Here is a 16,041-nt window from a genome sequence, read left to right as displayed (position 1 = left end):
TTTCATAAATCACCTATTATTAAATTAGTTGGATATCGAAGGATCTTCAAAACCTACCTATCGATAGGTACTTTATATAGTTAAAGTAATTCTATGTCAAATTAAAAATTTACTATTTATTCGAACTTTTATTGATGGGCTATTGGCTGATGCTATTTATTTAAGAATAAATGACTTGAAAGAAACTACCTACTGGTCGATAATTTCGTCACTAAAAGCAAGGTATAATTAAAATGAGCAAAAAAGAAGCGTTACTAGAAGCAGCAGAAAACAAAGTACGCCTTGGTGGCTACAGTAACTTTAGCTTTAGAGAGCTGGCAAGCGAAATAGGTATTAAAAGCGCCAGTGTTCATTACCACTTCCCTACTAAAGCTGATTTAGGCGCTGAGCTTGCTCATCAATATACTAATGCGTTTTTAAATGCGTTAGGCACGCCAAGCGAACTTAAAGCTAATGGTAAAAATCCTATTGATGTGTACACTCAGCTTTTTAGAAGTGCATTAGTAACTGACCGAAAAATGTGTTTATGTGGTTTACTAGGGGCCGAAAGCGATAGCCTTCCGGATAAAGTACGCCTTGAAGTTAAACGTTTTTTTAATCAAAATTTAGAGTGGCTTACTGAGGCGCACCGTGCCAATGGTGAGCAGCAACCTAAACACGCTGCTATTCATACCGTAAGTCTGCTTGAAGGCGCGATGATGATTAGCAAAACGCTTGATGATAATAGCTACTTTGAGCTTGCCACACAGCCAGCTTAGTAACTAAAATCTCTATGGGATAAAATCTTGACTTCAGACATCAAAACACCTGCAATTGGCACACTTCTGATTATCAGATTTGGTTAAGTCCTATTAAGCGAACCTGACAAACAAGCTAATACGTATTCGCCTTTTAAATACTGATACTCGATTAACGTTTAGTTTATTTATCTTATTGATAACATCTAAATAAAACCATTGCTATGCGAAGAATTTAAGCTCTTTGTTTCTTCATGCGTTCTATGTTCATTTATGAACAAGTTCGCATGAAGACTAAGTTATTACCCAAATGCGACATTGGCAAACACAGCCGTCATTAATATTGGGCATACAAAACGAATGTATTGTGCAAACCAATACCGTACTCCACTTGCAGCTTCGTGTAATTGATTACCACGGCGCCATAACCACCCTACCGTAATAAAGTAAAATAAGCCCATTAATGGTAGTTGATACTGAGTAAGCACCATGATTACTAAGCCAAATAACCAATCAAAATTAAAAATGATTAATGAAGAGGCTGATAGTACAGTGAGGCTTACCATAAAGGTCGCTGTTTTACGTTCTACGTGATGATTTTCAACTAAAAACGCAACCGGAATTTCAGTTGATGAAATAGTTGAAGTCAGTGATGCTATCGACATCAATACAAAAAACAATAAACCTACCACTAAACCAATTTCACCCATGGTATTAAATAGCTCTGGTAAAATAGCAAAAATAAGCTGACCTTCGCCAATCAACTTACCATCACTAAATACTTGCACGCCATTGTGTTGCGCCACATAAATAGCAGGAATAATTAACAACCCAGCTAAAAAGGCCACACCGGTGTCAAGTAATGCTACGGATGCCGTTAAACGCGGCAAATTAGCGTCAGGCCGTAAATATGAGCCATAAATCATCATACAACCTACACCGAGCGACAATGAAAAGAATGCCTGTCCCATGGCGGCTATTATTAAATTTGGATCGAATACTTGACTAAAATCCGGCACTAAATAGGCGGCAAACCCTTCATTGGCACCTTCTAGAGTTGCTATGTAAGCAATAAGGCCCACCAATAAAACCAGTAGCAAGGGCATAAGTCGGCGCGACCAGGCTTCAATTCCTGACTTAACCCCTTTTAAGATAATGCTGGCAGTTAAAATAAGCATCAGCGGCGTAAATACAAAGTTACGCGCCATAGAGTCAGTTTGTAAAAAGTGACTAATGTTTGTAAAGCCAAAAAATGTGGTAATTGGTTCAAGTGCATAAGCAAGCATCCATCCTGCTACAATGGAATAAAAGCTTAACATCACGATAGCACCACCAAGACCAAAATAGCCTGCCGCCGCACCTACTTTGGGCGCTTGATCTTGCCACGCGTTTTTAAGCGCCTTTACGGGATTGGCTTGTGCTTGGTGACCCAAATACAGCTCAGTGTATAAAGCTGGAACAGCCAATAAAAATATTACGATGAAATAAACCAGTAAAAACGCACCGCCACCATGATTCGCCGCTTGCGTGGGAAAGCCCCAAATATTACCTAACCCTACCGCAGCACCTGAAGCTGCTAAAACAAAGCCAAGGCGGCTTTGGAAACCATCGCGCAATTGTGCCATACATCTACTATCTGTTATTATTTCTCACTGATGTGAATTAAACCATATTTAGCACCCAACCAGTAAACTATTTGCGCTGTGCTGTACGGGAAGTAAATCAACTGATTTAAAAGTAACCAATCGAGCTTTTATGCCATCGTCTTTTTTTACAAAACAACTTACGATCGCTCCATTTGAGCAAATAAACACGCAAAATTATATTTTATTATTGGATGCCCGCTCTCTTAATATTAGTCAATTTGATTTACCTATCCTATTAAGTGAATTTGAACTAAGCGTGATCAACCGCCGTAGAAGCATTAAAGCTAAGCAAGAATATTTAGCCACTCGGTTACTTCTAAAATATTTAGTTAAACAACACGCAACTGAATTTAAAAATACCCCAGCCAATCATATTAGCTCTGAATTTGACGAAAAAAGCAGTAAATTACTTATACATATTATGGGTAGTGAAACCGTGTTTAGCAGCTGTTTATCTCACTCTAATGGTTTTGTAGGTGCAGCGTTAAACCCTGAGCGCATTGCGTTTGGGTTTGATATAGAAAAAATAACTTTAAAACGCCCTTTTGAAAAGCTCGCAAAGCATTTTTATCATGCAGATGAAGTCAATTTAATAACTGCAAATAAGCAACATTCAGCTGAACGTTTTTTTAGAATTTGGACTTTGAAGGAAGCCTTAGCGAAAGCCACCAGCCAGCCCATCGCTAAACTACTCAGCCCAAATATATTTGATGAACTTCAAAAGGCGAGTTTAACGGCTGTGAGCGCTAGATATAACAATTTTGATATTAGCGTAGTCAGCAAAAGTACTAACTGGCAGTGCTATTATATTGAAGACATTAATACTTTATTAACCCCAAACTAAGTAATGTCATGTGGTGAAAAAGAGTATTTTGTACTAGTTAGAGCCTAGTAAGCGCTGAATAAATCAGCGCTTAAGGTTCAATACTTACAGCCAGGCACCTACATGTAAGCTAATTACGCGGCGGTTTCAACTTCTAATAACCGGCGGTGGATTGCTTGAACAACAAGATCTGATTCACCTTGCTCAACTAAAAAGCATAAGTTGTGCTTACTCGCACCATGGCATATTAAGCGAATATTAAAATCACTTAATACCTGCATTAAATTAATTTCATGTTGGCGAAGTTGAATTTCAGAACCAATCAAGGCCACCAGCGTTAAGTTGTTTTCAACCGATACATGACAAAACTTGGCCAATTTATCTAAGCAGTCCTGATCAAGTTCTGGGCGCGAGGCATTAGGCGCGTTATCAAGTGTAATGGCTACACTTATCTCGGAGGTAGTAACTAAATCAACCGAAATACTAAACTCGCTTAAAATTGTAAATACTCGCGCTAAAAAGCCACTGGCTAATAACATTTCAGGGCTTTTAAGAGTTAGTAATATTTGGTTTTTACGCTGGGTAACAGCGCGAATACCCGGTATGTTAGATTTCTCTTTTTCAATCCAGGTGCCGCCTAACTGCGGTTCGCGGCTTGAGCCAACAAATACACCAATATGGCTTCTACTTGCTGGTAAAATAGTCGCAGGATGCAATACTTTTGCGCCAAAGGTTGCCATTTCAGCGGCTTCGTCAAAACTTAGCCGTGGAATAGGCGTAGCGTTTACACATAAACGCGGATCAGTACTAAATATACCCACTACGTCTGTCCAAATATGTACGCTTTTAGCATTTACGGCTTCAGCGAGTAATGCAGCGCTGTAATCAGAGCCACCGCGACCAAGCGTGGTTGTTTTACCATCCTCATCAGAGCCAATAAATCCCTGTGTAACAACCACCTGCTCTTCTAATAGCGGTATTAAATACTCTTTTGCCGCTGCGGCTGTTGCAGCAACATCTGGTGTCGCTTTGGAAAACTGACTATCGGTTTTTAATACTTTTCGTACATCAAAACGTCGTGCATTTAAGCCATTTAAACGCAGTACTTGGGTAAATAAATACGACGACAACCGTTCGCCAAAGCTTAATAGCTCATCGTGTGATTGTTTTGTTTTTAAAGGCTCACCGGCAAGTACTTGAAACGCTTTAATGGTTTCGTCATAGCCATGGGCTAAATCGGCATCCAGTGATAGCTCACTTAAAATAGACTCTTGAATAGCCAGCACGCCTGCAATATTACTGCACCGCTCATCTGTTGATAAATCTTTATTGCATAGCGCTACTAAATGATTAGTCACACCGGCACTGGCACTCACTGCCACTACACGCACTTTGCTATCGGCTACAATAATCTCACTACAACGACTCATCGCATCAAAATTAGCTACGCTGGTGCCACCAAATTTAGCGACCACATAGTCTGACTTTACTATATGAGTAGGCTGCTGTGCGTTATTTGTAGCTACTTGGGTATTCATGTCGTCTCCTTTTGTGGCATTCATACCACGATAATACAAGAAGAACTTGGCAAGGGGGTGCTTGATAAGAAAAGTCCACTGCCAGAAGCTCTCCACCTAATTTGGTGACAGTTTTGAGGATTCAGCCCCATAAACCGAAAAACCACCGCGACGCTCAGTTGTTTTTCTCGGCGAGTACTTCCCTCGTTAATGGTCACAGGCTTACGTCGCCTCACATTAAGTACCTAAGTATCGCACCTCTTCTGAATGTTATATTAACCGTTTAAGTAAACGCCTAAAATAACAAAGCCCGCTATAGAAGCGGGGTTTGGAATTTATCGTTTAGACGTCTAGCTGTCAAGTTGTTTTAAAGTTATTATACCCAAACTATCTGCAATATAAGAGCCCTATAACCTAACTTATAAGCAATTAATAAATACACTGACATAGGTAAAACTCATAAAAGTCAGTGTATTTACTTTACTTATCGCAACAATACCGGCTGCATAGTCAATAATAAGACACACTTAATATTAAGGTCGTTTTAGTGCTCGAAAGCAATAACACCACAAGAGATATAAACACGGCAGTAATATGCTCAGAAAACGATGAAAATAAGAACGAAAAAACACCAACCAAAAACATCAGCTTGCGTTTGCTAATCGCGCTTGGCATTATTCTATTCACTGTATTTTGGATAAAACCTTACGAGTTTAAATAAACAACAGCGCTCATTGCAGCTATTAAAAACAGCTAGAGTGCGGCAATCTCTAAATATAGTGGCCGAGTTAATGTTGTATTTTTTCGGGCCTTTGCCCATTAAGCTCCGAGATAAATAAGATAATTCAGCATTAACTGCCAAAGAAAAGGTAGTTTCGCCCTTGTTTACATGGATAATACCCTCTATAGCGATGAGCACGAATGCAAGCATTATCAAGGTTAAAATAATTGCAGTTACCGTGGTGTTTGAATAACCTTTATAGAAGTATAAAATTGCATATTAAGTGCAAACAGCGACACGACGAGCACTCTAGTATCAAAGGCTGTGTAAAACTATTGCTGATTTACAACTCTGCGACTAATCGCTGTTAAAGCAAAAACTAGGATTTTGGAGCTTATGATCCCAGCTAAAAAGTTACTAAATACCATTACTGAGCATTGGGGCATGTTAGAACTGTTATTTAAACGTTTTAAGATGGCTGATTTCAGTTTAAAAGACGTACAAAATGCCATAAGACAAAAGCAACCATCATGGTCAAATGAGCGTATTTACAAAGAAACAAACCGGCTATTAAGCCAAGATATAATAATTCCCTTGGCGAAATCGTCACAGCTTGAAATTAACCGAGCAATCGCCGACTTTGCCACTTTTTTATTGCAAGAAGAGCATTTAGGCCTAGCCCAAGAAATTAGCGTACTAGTTGATGACTTATCACGCCTTGGTAACCGCCTAGCTAATGCCGGTGAAATTGACGATTTTGACGAATTACGCCGTTTTAGCCGCATTATGGATGATCGTGTGCGAAAAATAATGAAGTTATTTACGCACAATGAAAATGCAATCTTAAATATAGTAGAACAAGCTAAAGCCAATAACGCGGTACAATCGCTACAAAAACGTTATAAAGCGGTGATTGAAGCATTTGATGAATACATCGAACCAATGCTTGAAATGGTTGATATTCGTGGTGACTTTCATGCTTGCTTAACAACCATTGAAGCACAAATAAGTGCCCAAATAGCGCACATTGAACGCTCTGGTAAGGCATACCAAGACAAGCGTATGCTTGAGCAACTACGTACTCGTATTTTAGAAATGCATTTAATCGGCCGTGAAAGCCTACGCAAAAGTGCGGATATGCTGATGCCACTGCGTGAAGAACTACGTCGTAATAACTTAATCACCCGCCAAGCCGCTAAAGTGCTTGGTTTAGTGCGTAAAAATGGTGTAGATAATATGCTAAGTACCGTGCAACCTCATTTTGTATCTGACGCGCAGCGCTTTTCATTAGGCCAGCAGCGCCATATTATCGCTTACATGGCCGGGCTGGTTGAGTTTGAGCACAGTGAATACGAACTACCTGACCAACACGATGTGCCAGCCTACGTAGCTCCTAACATTCCAGATTATAATAATGTGAAAGCCAATTTTAAAAAGCGCTTTAATACAAACCGTAAAAAGCCACAGCCGCTATTGACCTTTTTAGGTGATAGTTATCCTGATCTTGAAGCCGACGAAATGCTGTTTTTATATCAAAAGTTAGTCAGTGATACTGACATTGAAATAAGCCAAAGCGATGAAAAAATGCGAGTTAAAATTGCCGGTCAACACTTTTCGCTATTCCCATTTAATACAGAGCCTTTCAATACAAAACCTATTGACGCAAAACAATCTCAAACAGGGTGTGAGTAATTACTATGACCCAAATTAATTTAAATGAACTAAGCCACCTACAAGCAATTAATAAAAAGCTTGTGACGGGTTATCACATTAGTGAGCAAGATACCGTAATGTGGCAAGAACTTGACCAATACATTGAACAATATAGCGTACTTTTTACCGCTCTTGGCCACGAATTACAACACGATAGCCGCGGTTTTTATTACTTAGCTAGCGACGAAAGTACACCAAACATGGGGAAAATTTCCCGCGCGATAGCCTTAACGATTTATATTCTAATTGAGCATTATGCCAATACAGGTAAAGACCCGCTGCGCGCATTGTTTGATGAAGTGAACGATTTGGAGCTAATGCAAACTTTAGTGCAACAAAACAAGCACCTGTTTGATCAACTAGAGATATTTTCAGGCTCTGATCTACGAAAAGATGTATACCTACGCATGATCCGCTTAGGTCTTTGTCGTGAAGTAGAAGCCGGCTTTATGTTACAACCCCCTGTTTATCGTTATATAGATGCATTAATGGAAGTAAGCGAAGAAACCTACCTAGGAGAGGACGAATAATGCAAAACCTTTACGGCCTCAGCAAACTGGCACTTTTGAACACCGCAGGCTATGCCAAATGCATTATTCCGCTGGATAAAAGTAGTTCTATTTGTGCGCCTAATAACACCGGTAAAAGTTCGGTAATAAATGCCCTACAATTCCCACTTATAAATGATTTACGCCTTACTGAATGGGACGGCCACGATTTAGACGAAACCCGTAAGTTTTACTTTTCGTCTGACCAATCATACATTTTACTCGAAGCTGACCTGCCACAAGGCCCTGTAGTTATAGGCGTTGCAGGCCTTGGTAAAATTGCCGGTTACGCACATCAATTTTTTTGCTATCAAGGCAAGCTAAATCTTGAACAGTATACCCAGGGCAAAACCATTATTAAGTTCACCAAGCTTTTTAGTCACTTAAAAGAGCAAGGTTTTAACCCTATCGAACTTAAAGCCCAAGAATTAAATGCATTATTAATGGGCGGTGCTACTGCGTATGATGGTGATATAAATTTAAAAATGATCCCGCTTAATAATGTGCAAGACTCAGCTATATACAAAGAGATATTTCGCCGCATATTAAACTTGCATAAATTGGGCGCAAGCGATGTTAAACGCTTTATGCTAAGAGTGTTTGAGCGACACATGTCCAACTCCAAAGTTGACTTTTATGAAGTCTGGCGCCGCTCGTTTGATAAAGTAAACCGATCTAAACGGGAATTAAGAGCGCTTGAGTCAATGCAAGATCCCATTTCTGCGCTTGAATCGATGCTTGAAAACCAAACGGTTCTTAAAGGTAAGCTGGCAGCTTATGCGCCAAAAATAGACCAAGCCTTAATTGATTTTGATACCTATCAAGAAGCACAGTTAAGCGAACTTAACATTGCCCTTGAAGACATCGATCACGAAAAACATGAGTTTGAACAAAAACAGCAGCTTTACGTACAGCAATCGCGTGATATTGAACGTAAACAAACTCAAATAGAGCAATGGTTTCTAGACTTTAATGCCTTAAAATCTGAGTTTGAATTGGTGAATATGGCTACGCTAAAAACTAGTATTAACCAATTAAGGCAAGGTTACGAGTCACTTTCGCACTCAATTAATAGCGCACAAGGGCAAAGCTTACACACCCTTGATTACCGTATAAGTGAAACGCAAAAACAAATAAAAAGCTTAAAGCTCCAGCTTAAGAACCTTGAGTTTAATTTGTTTACTCGTATGCGTGAGGATTTATCGTTAAAAGAAGTCGAAGAGATTTCACGCATTTTAAACCCCGACATCCTTTCCTTTGCTACCACCAGCAGTGGCGATATTGATATTACTGACGAAGATGCTTTTGGTGCATTTTTGCAACAGTTATCAGATAGCGTGAAAGGCAGCGTACTTACCCTGCCCGGTGCAACTATTAAGCTAAAAAAGCTCTCAACCGTGCAAATGCAAAGTGGCGAAAACAAAGAGCAATTAACCGCCCAATTAAATGCTCTTGAAAATTCTCTAAAAGAATTTAAACAACAGCGTGAGGTTGCAGCTAATGTAGCGGACAAGCAAAATGAAAAAGAGTCACTTTACGAAGAGCTAATGAGTGCTGAGAGCGCACTTAAACGCTTTGAGCAGTTTGAGATTATGCTGCAATCAATTGACGCTCAAGCCATGCTAAAGGAACAATTACTCGCTGAGCGCGAACAAGTTGACGACTACTTACAGGATATTCAAAAAAACAGCGGCTCGATTGCTGATAGACGCTCAATTATCAAGTCGAAGAAAGAATTTATATCACGCCAAAGTGAGCGTTTACAACAAGTTAAGTCTGAACGTATTGATCATACGCTTGATTTATACAGCGGAAAAGTAACGCCTTACATGATTGACGTGCAAATCGACTTTGATAACTTAAGTGATTTAGTACATCACTTTAATAAAGACTGCCAAGAGCTACGCAATTTTGATATTAATGTACGTAATACATATTTGCATATTTATAATGCCGGCATTACTAAGTTTGATAACGAAAACGACGAGTTCATTAAATATCAAAAGTTAATTAGTGCTTTTCATAATATTGATAACGAACGCGATGCCGTTGAGCGCCAAGCTCGTGTTGCATTAACCGAAGTAGCAGCAACAATTAAAGGCTTGCGCGAAGACTTAGATCGCCTGCGCCGTGAAATGAACAGCTTTAATAAAGGTATTAGTCAGCACCGAATATCAAACTTACAAGCATTTAAAATTAACGTTATACCGCGAAAAATGTTAGTTGATAGTATTGACACCATTATCAGTACCTCAAACCAATTTGAGCAAGGTGATACTCTCGACTTACTTAGCCAAGAGCCAACTAGCGAAAGCGCGGTAAATGAAGCGAAAGATCATTTAATTAAGCTCGCTTCAGATAAAGCGGGATTAACCCTTACCGACTTATTTGATATTCGTTTTGAAATAGTTAATCGGGCAGGTGAAACCGAACACTTTGAGAAAATTGACTCAGCGGGCTCTAACGGCACACGTATTACCATTAAATTATTATGCGGTATGTTGTTTATTCGCTACTTATTAAGTGATCAAGAACAAAACCTTTACCGTATACCTATATATATTGATGAAGCAGCTGATATTGATCCGCAAAATCAAAAGGCAATTATCGAAACGGCACTTAGCTTTGGCTTTGTGCCTATTTTTGCTTCAGTAAAACCGCAGATTAGTTGTGATTATATTGTGCCGATTCGTTCGGTTAAGGACGGAGCCCAAAACTGGGTAGATGAAAAAGATTGGATTGAAGTTGAACATCCAAACAATGATTCTATTGATTAACGACCATTGATTAAAAATGTAACCGAGTTAATTTATCATTCAGTAAATAGCAACTACAATCAAACTTAGTTGCTATTATTTGTGAAATATCGATAGAATACATTCAGCTGAATTATTTTTATGTTATGTTATGTTATGTTATAAAAAAAATAGCTATACATATTTTGCCAAGGAGCAAATACTATGAAAAACCTACTCATTGCTGCAGCTGTACTTATGCTAGCCGCGTGTGCAAAAACCCCTGATGTTGATTACGACAGAACTGTCGATTTTACTAATTACAAAACGTTTGCTTGGCTTCCACAAGCAACCTTAGCAAATACAGATAACTATCAAATCAGTCCATTGATGGAGCAACGTGTTCGTGACGCTGTTAATACGCAATTACAAGCGCAAGGTATAACACTCACTGATACTAACACCGCTGATGTATTACTAAACTACCATGCATCAGTTGATACTAAAATTGACGCTGATACTTTTAACGCAGGCTACGGTGCCCGTTGGAATCACTGGGGTATGAGTTATAACACTCAAACAACCACTCGCGAATACGATGTAGGTACATTAATACTTGATGTTATTGACCGCTCTTCGAACCAGCTAGTATGGCGTGGCGCACATGAAGGCCGTCTAAAGAAGAAACAATCTCCTGAACAGCGTAACGAAGCGGTAAGTAAAGCAGTAGCGACTATTTTATCTGGTTTTCCACCAGAAAAAGTAAAATAAAATTTAAAAAGATTAAAAAGCTCACTTTTTAGTGAGCTTTTTTTGTCTAATATAAGTGCTCTTTATGGAAACTATACCTAATAAAGGTGCACTGACAGCCCACCTAAATAAAAAGTAAATAAACAAATTCATTCAGCTTTGTACTTATGCCTTGTATTTATGAAGTAACGCTTTAGGTATATGGCAGTAGTCATCAGGAAAACGAGTTAACCTTTGTTGATGTTCGTCCTCGCTTTTTACAAAGTTAGTCAATGGTAATACTTCAACCACTATTTTATCCGCATCATCTCGCTTGTTTATATAATCACGGGCAATTTTTAAATGGCTTTGCTGTTTACTGTAAATAGCCGTACGATACTTAAGACCTACATCTTCGCCCTGCTTATTAATACTGTAAGGGTCGATAATCTCAAAAAAATAACCAATAAGCATATTGAGCGTTACTTTAGTTGTATCAAATACCACGCTTACGCATTCGGCGTAGCCATCGTAATCACTTTTTGTAGTATGGCTGGCACCATTGGCACGCCCAGCCTCAGTAGAGAGCACACCGGGTAAATGTTTCATAAACTCCTGCACACCCCACAAGCAGCCGCCTGCAAAGTAAATGCTTTCTTGGTGTACGTTCTGATTTTGATCTTTTTGTGCATTCATTTATTAATGATCCAAATAAAGTTAATACTCCACTTTTAGAAACGTCTAAAAAACTAAAAAACATGCCATAACCATTGTAGTTTTATTTCTTTGCACCCTCTTCTTCTTTATAGTGATATTATTTTTTACCAGCGATAGCTCTAAGAAGCTGCACGCTAAAAATAAATTAAATTACGGAAAATTCAAATTCTGCCACTTTACAGATGATTATCAAATGCAATTTTTAATGTACAATAGCGCCCAAAATCACAACTGATTAGTTTAGCCATTTTATCACGGTATAAAACGGCTGTTTAGAACTTAGTTATTATCACAATTGCACACAAAAATAATGAGAAAATAACATGAATCGTGCTCCGCACTTTATAATTCCTGTATTACTTTGCAGCGTTACACCCTTTACCTATGCTACAAACGAAACTAACACCATAACTAACGCCGCAACTGAAATTGAGCAAATCACTATCGAGGCATCACCAACCGCCAATAAAGAACCCGTAGGCACATTTGATGCGCCAGTGTCTAATTTAGAATACGATCCCCGGGTTGATTTGCAGTCGCGTAATATGGCTGAAGCACAAGCTGATGTAACTATTCGCGGTGGCATATTTGAAAATACCGGCTTTCGAGTCGGCAGTGCGACTTTATTTGATCCACAATCTGGGCATTACTTTGCCGAAATCCCCATTGCCCCACAAATGTTAAGCAGCCCAGCTATATACACAGGTGTAGATAATGCACTATACGGTATGAATAGCTCAGTGGGTACTGTCTCTTTTGGCTGGACACCAATCAATACTGGTGGCAGTGTATCGCTTGGTACAGGCACCAATGACTTTAATTTACAAAGCGTCAATGCAGGCTTTAGTATGCCACTTGAAGGCACGCAAGATTGGCAACTAGGTTTTGAAGGGGAATATTCTCACTCACAAAGCGATGGCACCGTTGAAAACGGCGATCATGATTTTACCCGCGCATCTGGGCGTATTCAATTAACGGGTTCACAATCACAAACTGATTTCTTTTATGGATCTCAAAAGAAGTTTTTTGGTTGGCCTAATTTATACACACCCTTTGGTGTGAATGAAACTGAAGATCTTGAAACCCAATTATTGATGCTTAACCATAAACAAGACTATGCAAATGACAGCTCTTTTGAAGCATCAGCCTATTACCGAAAAAATAACGACCATTATATTTACTCCCGTGAAAATCCTTCTGGATTTGCTGCTTTTCATGAAACTGAGGTTAAATCACTCGCATTTTCAGGGCGTCATGGGCAAAGTGAGTCATTCGCGATAAATTATTCGGCGCAGTTTATTAGTGACTCGATTGAATCTACCACACTTGAGAATAACTTTACCTCACGTAATTATTATAAAATAAGCGTACTGCCTGAATACCAAATGGCACTACAAGATAACCAATTGCTTACTATGCGTTTAGGTGTAGCATTTGACGACACCAATAGAGATGACTCACAACTATCACTACTAGGGAATGCTTCATGGAATACCGTAAACACTGACGGCACTGAGCGCACACTTTATTTATCGTATGCACAGGCAAGCCAAGTCCCTGGTTACACAGCCATTGGGGGCAGTGATTCTAGCGGTTTATTTAGAAGTAACTACGCACTTGAGCGTGAAACCACCCAAAATCTAGAGCTTGGTTTATTACTTGAAGAGCAAAGCTGGCGTCTTGATTCAGCTATTTTTTATCGCCAAGACGATAATCTAACTGATTGGACGTATAGTTATGACTCAGTATTTGCCCGCGCTGCCAATCCGGTCGATATAAATACCTCAGGTATTGAGTTTTTAGCTACTAAGCATTTTGATACCACTGAAATTATTGCCAGTTATACTTTTTTAAATAAATCAGAAAATTATGGTGCCGCGGATATTGATGCCAGCTTTTATGCATTAAATTTTCCTGATCACCGGATAACACTCGGCGTCATTTGGCAACCTGCAGATATGTTAACGTTTCGTGTTGATAACGAATGGCGTAAGCAACACGAAAACCGCCTACGAAATGGTAATGACGAAGCGTTATTTACACACCTTACGTTAAAAATAACTCCACCACAGTTTGATAATTTATTTATCACTTTAGCGGCAGATAACCTGTGGGGAGAGTCGTTTGAAGAAATACCGGGCACACCTGGACGCGATGATCAATATACGCTAAGCGCAACCTATAACTGGTAAAACAACATCCAAACCACATAAAGCCTTTATAATAGAGGCTTTATAATTTATGAAAGTTGTTAGGTCATTTGCTCAAGTTCAGTAATCAAAAACAAGGCTTGTTCATCATTGCTGCCACATACATCGATGGTTGCACTAAAATCACTGCACACTTTAGGACGTGACTCATCGCCAAATAATTTACATAAGTTATTGTCATCTAGCTGAATACAACGCTCACCCGCTTTTTTACCCTGAGGCATACCAGGTATAGGCGAACTAATACTCGGTGCAATACAACACGCACCGCAGCCTAATCTGCATGTCATTGATTGAATGTTCATAACGCCCCCTTAAACATTTACACACTCTAAAATTATGACATGTAATGCTTTTTCACACATTTATACCGACTTAACTTATCACCACGTCTTTCACTTGAAAGAATCTCATGGCTAAAAAATTACTTTACCTATTACCATGCTAGTTACCGTTATCTGCGCCGCCCTTGAAGCAAACTTTACTGCCATGAGGATCATACACAATGATATTGCCGCTGCCTACCTTCGCATTCATTCTACCCAATTAACTTTAGTGCTCTGCTCGGTATGACCAACATGCTTTTGTAATTTACTAAAGGAGAGACTTAAACGTAACTATTCACCGCATGCACTGGGCTGACCTTCACATTAGGGCTTATCTAGCCTTCGAAAGTGCAACGATCTATTACGATATAAAATCGCTGCTATAAAATGAGATTATGTGTTGCAACCTAAAATCATTAACCGATAGTCAAAATGTGTTTATATATTTAATAAAGGATTTTTAAGCTTGCTATTGAGGAAATAACAAGTGGCGGAGTGGACGGGACTCGAACCCGCGACCCCCGGCGTGACAGGCCGGTATTCTAACCAACTGAACTACCACTCCGCAGTGGCATGTGCATGGGGTAATGCACTTACTAATTTTTTACTGATATCAAATGGCGGAGTGGACGGGACTCGAACCCGCGACCCCCGGCGTGACAGGCCGGTATTCTAACCAACTGAACTACCACTCCGCAGAGATATCACATTACTTGTTATTACTTAATTTGTTGGCGGAGTGGACGGGACTCGAACCCGCGACCCCCGGCGTGACAGGCCGGTATTCTAACCAACTGAACTACCACTCCAGCATACAAATTTTGTAATATAACAGGGTTTAAATAATTGGCGGAGTGGACGGGACTCGAACCCGCGACCCCCGGCGTGACAGGCCGGTATTCTAACCAACTGAACTACCACTCCAGCATATATTTAATCTGTTATTTTCTTATTGGCGGAGTGGACGGGACTCGAACCCGCGACCCCCGGCGTGACAGGCCGGTATTCTAACCAACTGAACTACCACTCCATAATAAGAATATGTTTTACAACCAAACGTTGTGTAAGTGTTGGCGGAGTGGACGGGACTCGAACCCGCGACCCCCGGCGTGACAGGCCGGTATTCTAACCAACTGAACTACCACTCCAGCTTTTACTTACAAATTGTCGAAAATTGGCGGAGTGGACGGGACTCGAACCCGCGACCCCCGGCGTGACAGGCCGGTATTCTAACCAACTGAACTACCACTCCACATTTTCGTACTGAAAGAGTCTCCCCTAACAGCGGCGTGAATAATACGAACCAGCCCCTATTTCGTCAAGGGCTTTTTCGTTTTTTTATAGGTTTTTTAGTCATCTGACATCGAAAGGTTTAAAATTTCACCTAATCTGTCATTTTTTGAACCTTTTTTACTAACTTCATTTTTTTTAGAATTCTCAGCGTCGTTACTATTCGCTTGTTTTTTAGCCATGAAGGGCAATTTGATTTTTGGTATTACTAGGGGCTGTTGATCTTTGTAGTACATATATCAATCAGCCCACATTGGTAGCCACATCATAGTAAATGCTAAAGCGAGCATTGAATGATAATTTCGTTCAAGCTTTTCATACCGCGTGGT

At 39.7% G+C, this 16,041-nt stretch carries 12 protein-coding genes, 7 tRNA genes, 1 pseudogene and 1 riboswitch; of the genes and pseudogenes, 7 read left to right on the top strand and 13 right to left on the bottom strand.

The annotated features are described in order from the left end of the window. The first annotated feature begins 233 nt into the window (after positions 1–233). Positions 234–758, top strand: a complete 525-nt coding sequence (locus ACT3RM_RS13210; protein ID WP_441834912.1) for a TetR/AcrR family transcriptional regulator — start codon at positions 234–236, stop codon at positions 756–758. Between the two features lie 281 nt (positions 759–1,039). Here the strand turns inward: ACT3RM_RS13210 and ACT3RM_RS13205 are convergent, their stop codons facing one another. Continuing rightward, positions 1,040–2,362 (bottom strand): sodium-dependent transporter, encoded by a 1,323-nt coding sequence (locus ACT3RM_RS13205; protein WP_441834913.1) that lies wholly within the window; start codon positions 2,360–2,362, stop codon positions 1,040–1,042. A gap of 130 nt (positions 2,363–2,492) precedes the next feature. On the opposite strand from ACT3RM_RS13205, the gene ACT3RM_RS13200 reads away from it, so the two are divergent. Further along, on the top strand, positions 2,493–3,227 hold the full coding sequence (locus tag ACT3RM_RS13200) for a 4'-phosphopantetheinyl transferase family protein (RefSeq protein ID WP_441834914.1): 735 nt from the start codon (positions 2,493–2,495) through the stop codon (positions 3,225–3,227). 113 nt (positions 3,228–3,340) lie between these two features. Here the strand turns inward: ACT3RM_RS13200 and lysC are convergent, their stop codons facing one another. Beyond that, complete coding sequence (gene lysC, locus ACT3RM_RS13195) at positions 3,341–4,744, bottom strand: lysine-sensitive aspartokinase 3 (RefSeq protein WP_441834915.1); 1,404 nt, start codon at positions 4,742–4,744, stop codon at positions 3,341–3,343. Between the two features lie 77 nt (positions 4,745–4,821). Continuing rightward, positions 4,822–4,994: riboswitch (Lysine riboswitch) on the bottom strand. Positions 4,995–5,840: 846 nt separating this feature from the next. On the opposite strand from lysC, the gene ACT3RM_RS13190 reads away from it, so the two are divergent. From ACT3RM_RS13190 to ACT3RM_RS13175, 4 genes are all read left to right on the top strand, one after another. Further along, a complete protein-coding gene (locus ACT3RM_RS13190; RefSeq protein WP_441995101.1) occupies positions 5,841–7,136 on the top strand; it encodes a hypothetical protein in 1,296 nt (431 codons plus the stop codon). Positions 7,137–7,141: 5 nt separating this feature from the next. Next, positions 7,142–7,687 carry a condensin complex protein MksE gene (locus tag ACT3RM_RS13185; protein ID WP_441995099.1) on the top strand — a complete coding sequence of 182 codons (546 nt, stop codon included), beginning with the start codon at positions 7,142–7,144 and terminating at the stop codon, positions 7,685–7,687. Further along, entirely contained in the window at positions 7,687–10,482 is a 2,796-nt protein-coding gene (locus ACT3RM_RS13180; protein ID WP_441995097.1) for an ATPase, read from the top strand. The genes ACT3RM_RS13185 and ACT3RM_RS13180 overlap by 1 nt, the downstream gene beginning before the upstream one ends. A 183-nt stretch (positions 10,483–10,665) precedes the next feature. Next, positions 10,666–11,211, top strand: coding sequence for a DUF4136 domain-containing protein (locus ACT3RM_RS13175; RefSeq protein ID WP_441834919.1), 546 nt, complete (start codon positions 10,666–10,668; stop codon positions 11,209–11,211). 144 nt (positions 11,212–11,355) lie between these two features. On the opposite strand, the gene ACT3RM_RS13170 is transcribed toward ACT3RM_RS13175, so the two are convergent. Beyond that, the gene (locus ACT3RM_RS13170; RefSeq protein WP_441834920.1) at positions 11,356–11,865 is read right to left on the bottom strand and encodes a peptide-methionine (S)-S-oxide reductase; all 510 of its coding nucleotides are present in this window, start codon (positions 11,863–11,865) and stop codon (positions 11,356–11,358) included. A 344-nt stretch (positions 11,866–12,209) separates the two neighbouring features. Between ACT3RM_RS13170 and ACT3RM_RS13165 the strand changes: the two genes are divergently transcribed. Beyond that, positions 12,210–14,078 (top strand): TonB-dependent receptor plug domain-containing protein, encoded by a 1,869-nt coding sequence (locus ACT3RM_RS13165; protein WP_441995095.1) that lies wholly within the window; start codon positions 12,210–12,212, stop codon positions 14,076–14,078. A gap of 59 nt (positions 14,079–14,137) precedes the next feature. On the opposite strand, the gene ACT3RM_RS13160 is transcribed toward ACT3RM_RS13165, so the two are convergent. The 10 genes and pseudogenes from ACT3RM_RS13160 to ACT3RM_RS13115 form a co-directional block, all read right to left on the bottom strand. Then, a complete protein-coding gene (locus tag ACT3RM_RS13160; protein ID WP_441995093.1) occupies positions 14,138–14,401 on the bottom strand; it encodes a YkgJ family cysteine cluster protein in 264 nt (87 codons plus the stop codon). Between the two features lie 509 nt (positions 14,402–14,910). After that, a tRNA-Asp gene (locus ACT3RM_RS13155) sits at positions 14,911–14,987 on the bottom strand. A 53-nt stretch (positions 14,988–15,040) separates the two neighbouring features. Further along, positions 15,041–15,117 (bottom strand) — tRNA-Asp (locus ACT3RM_RS13150). A gap of 37 nt (positions 15,118–15,154) precedes the next feature. After that, positions 15,155–15,231: transfer RNA gene (locus ACT3RM_RS13145), tRNA-Asp, on the bottom strand. Positions 15,232–15,269: 38 nt separating this feature from the next. Then, positions 15,270–15,346, bottom strand: a tRNA-Asp gene (locus tag ACT3RM_RS13140). Positions 15,347–15,375: 29 nt separating this feature from the next. Next, positions 15,376–15,452: transfer RNA gene (locus tag ACT3RM_RS13135), tRNA-Asp, on the bottom strand. Between the two features lie 41 nt (positions 15,453–15,493). Continuing rightward, positions 15,494–15,570: transfer RNA gene (locus tag ACT3RM_RS13130), tRNA-Asp, on the bottom strand. Between the two features lie 27 nt (positions 15,571–15,597). Then, positions 15,598–15,674 (bottom strand) — tRNA-Asp (locus tag ACT3RM_RS13125). 97 nt (positions 15,675–15,771) lie between these two features. After that, complete coding sequence (locus ACT3RM_RS13120; protein WP_441996390.1) at positions 15,772–15,894, bottom strand: hypothetical protein; 123 nt, start codon at positions 15,892–15,894, stop codon at positions 15,772–15,774. 57 nt (positions 15,895–15,951) lie between these two features. Beyond that, positions 15,952–16,041, bottom strand: a pseudogene (locus ACT3RM_RS13115) (IS5/IS1182 family transposase); the annotation flags it as partial.

It is taken from the genome of Pseudoalteromonas sp. AOP7-A1-14, assembly GCF_052376275.1.
Taxonomy (GTDB): domain Bacteria; phylum Pseudomonadota; class Gammaproteobacteria; order Enterobacterales; family Alteromonadaceae; genus Pseudoalteromonas.
The sequence above is the reverse complement of the archived record's forward strand: the minus strand, read 5'-3'. Positions and strand labels throughout refer to the sequence as shown.

What these genes read in the sequence shown, in the direction of transcription:
- ACT3RM_RS13210 (WP_441834912.1), top strand. Translation starts at nt 234, where the DNA reads ATGAGCAAAAAAGAAGCGTTACTAGAAGCAGCAGAAAACAAAGTACGC.
- ACT3RM_RS13205 (WP_441834913.1), bottom strand. Translation starts at nt 2,362, where the DNA reads ATGGCACAATTGCGCGATGGTTTCCAAAGCCGCCTTGGCTTTGTTTTA.
- ACT3RM_RS13200 (WP_441834914.1), top strand. Translation starts at nt 2,493, where the DNA reads ATGCCATCGTCTTTTTTTACAAAACAACTTACGATCGCTCCATTTGAG.
- lysC (WP_441834915.1), bottom strand. Translation starts at nt 4,744, where the DNA reads ATGAATACCCAAGTAGCTACAAATAACGCACAGCAGCCTACTCATATA.
- ACT3RM_RS13190 (WP_441995101.1), top strand. Translation starts at nt 5,841, where the DNA reads ATGATCCCAGCTAAAAAGTTACTAAATACCATTACTGAGCATTGGGGC.
- ACT3RM_RS13185 (WP_441995099.1), top strand. Translation starts at nt 7,142, where the DNA reads ATGACCCAAATTAATTTAAATGAACTAAGCCACCTACAAGCAATTAAT.
- ACT3RM_RS13180 (WP_441995097.1), top strand. Translation starts at nt 7,687, where the DNA reads ATGCAAAACCTTTACGGCCTCAGCAAACTGGCACTTTTGAACACCGCA.
- ACT3RM_RS13175 (WP_441834919.1), top strand. Translation starts at nt 10,666, where the DNA reads ATGAAAAACCTACTCATTGCTGCAGCTGTACTTATGCTAGCCGCGTGT.
- ACT3RM_RS13170 (WP_441834920.1), bottom strand. Translation starts at nt 11,865, where the DNA reads ATGAATGCACAAAAAGATCAAAATCAGAACGTACACCAAGAAAGCATT.
- ACT3RM_RS13165 (WP_441995095.1), top strand. Translation starts at nt 12,210, where the DNA reads ATGAATCGTGCTCCGCACTTTATAATTCCTGTATTACTTTGCAGCGTT.
- ACT3RM_RS13160 (WP_441995093.1), bottom strand. Translation starts at nt 14,401, where the DNA reads ATGAACATTCAATCAATGACATGCAGATTAGGCTGCGGTGCGTGTTGT.
- ACT3RM_RS13120 (WP_441996390.1), bottom strand. Translation starts at nt 15,894, where the DNA reads ATGGCTAAAAAACAAGCGAATAGTAACGACGCTGAGAATTCTAAAAAA.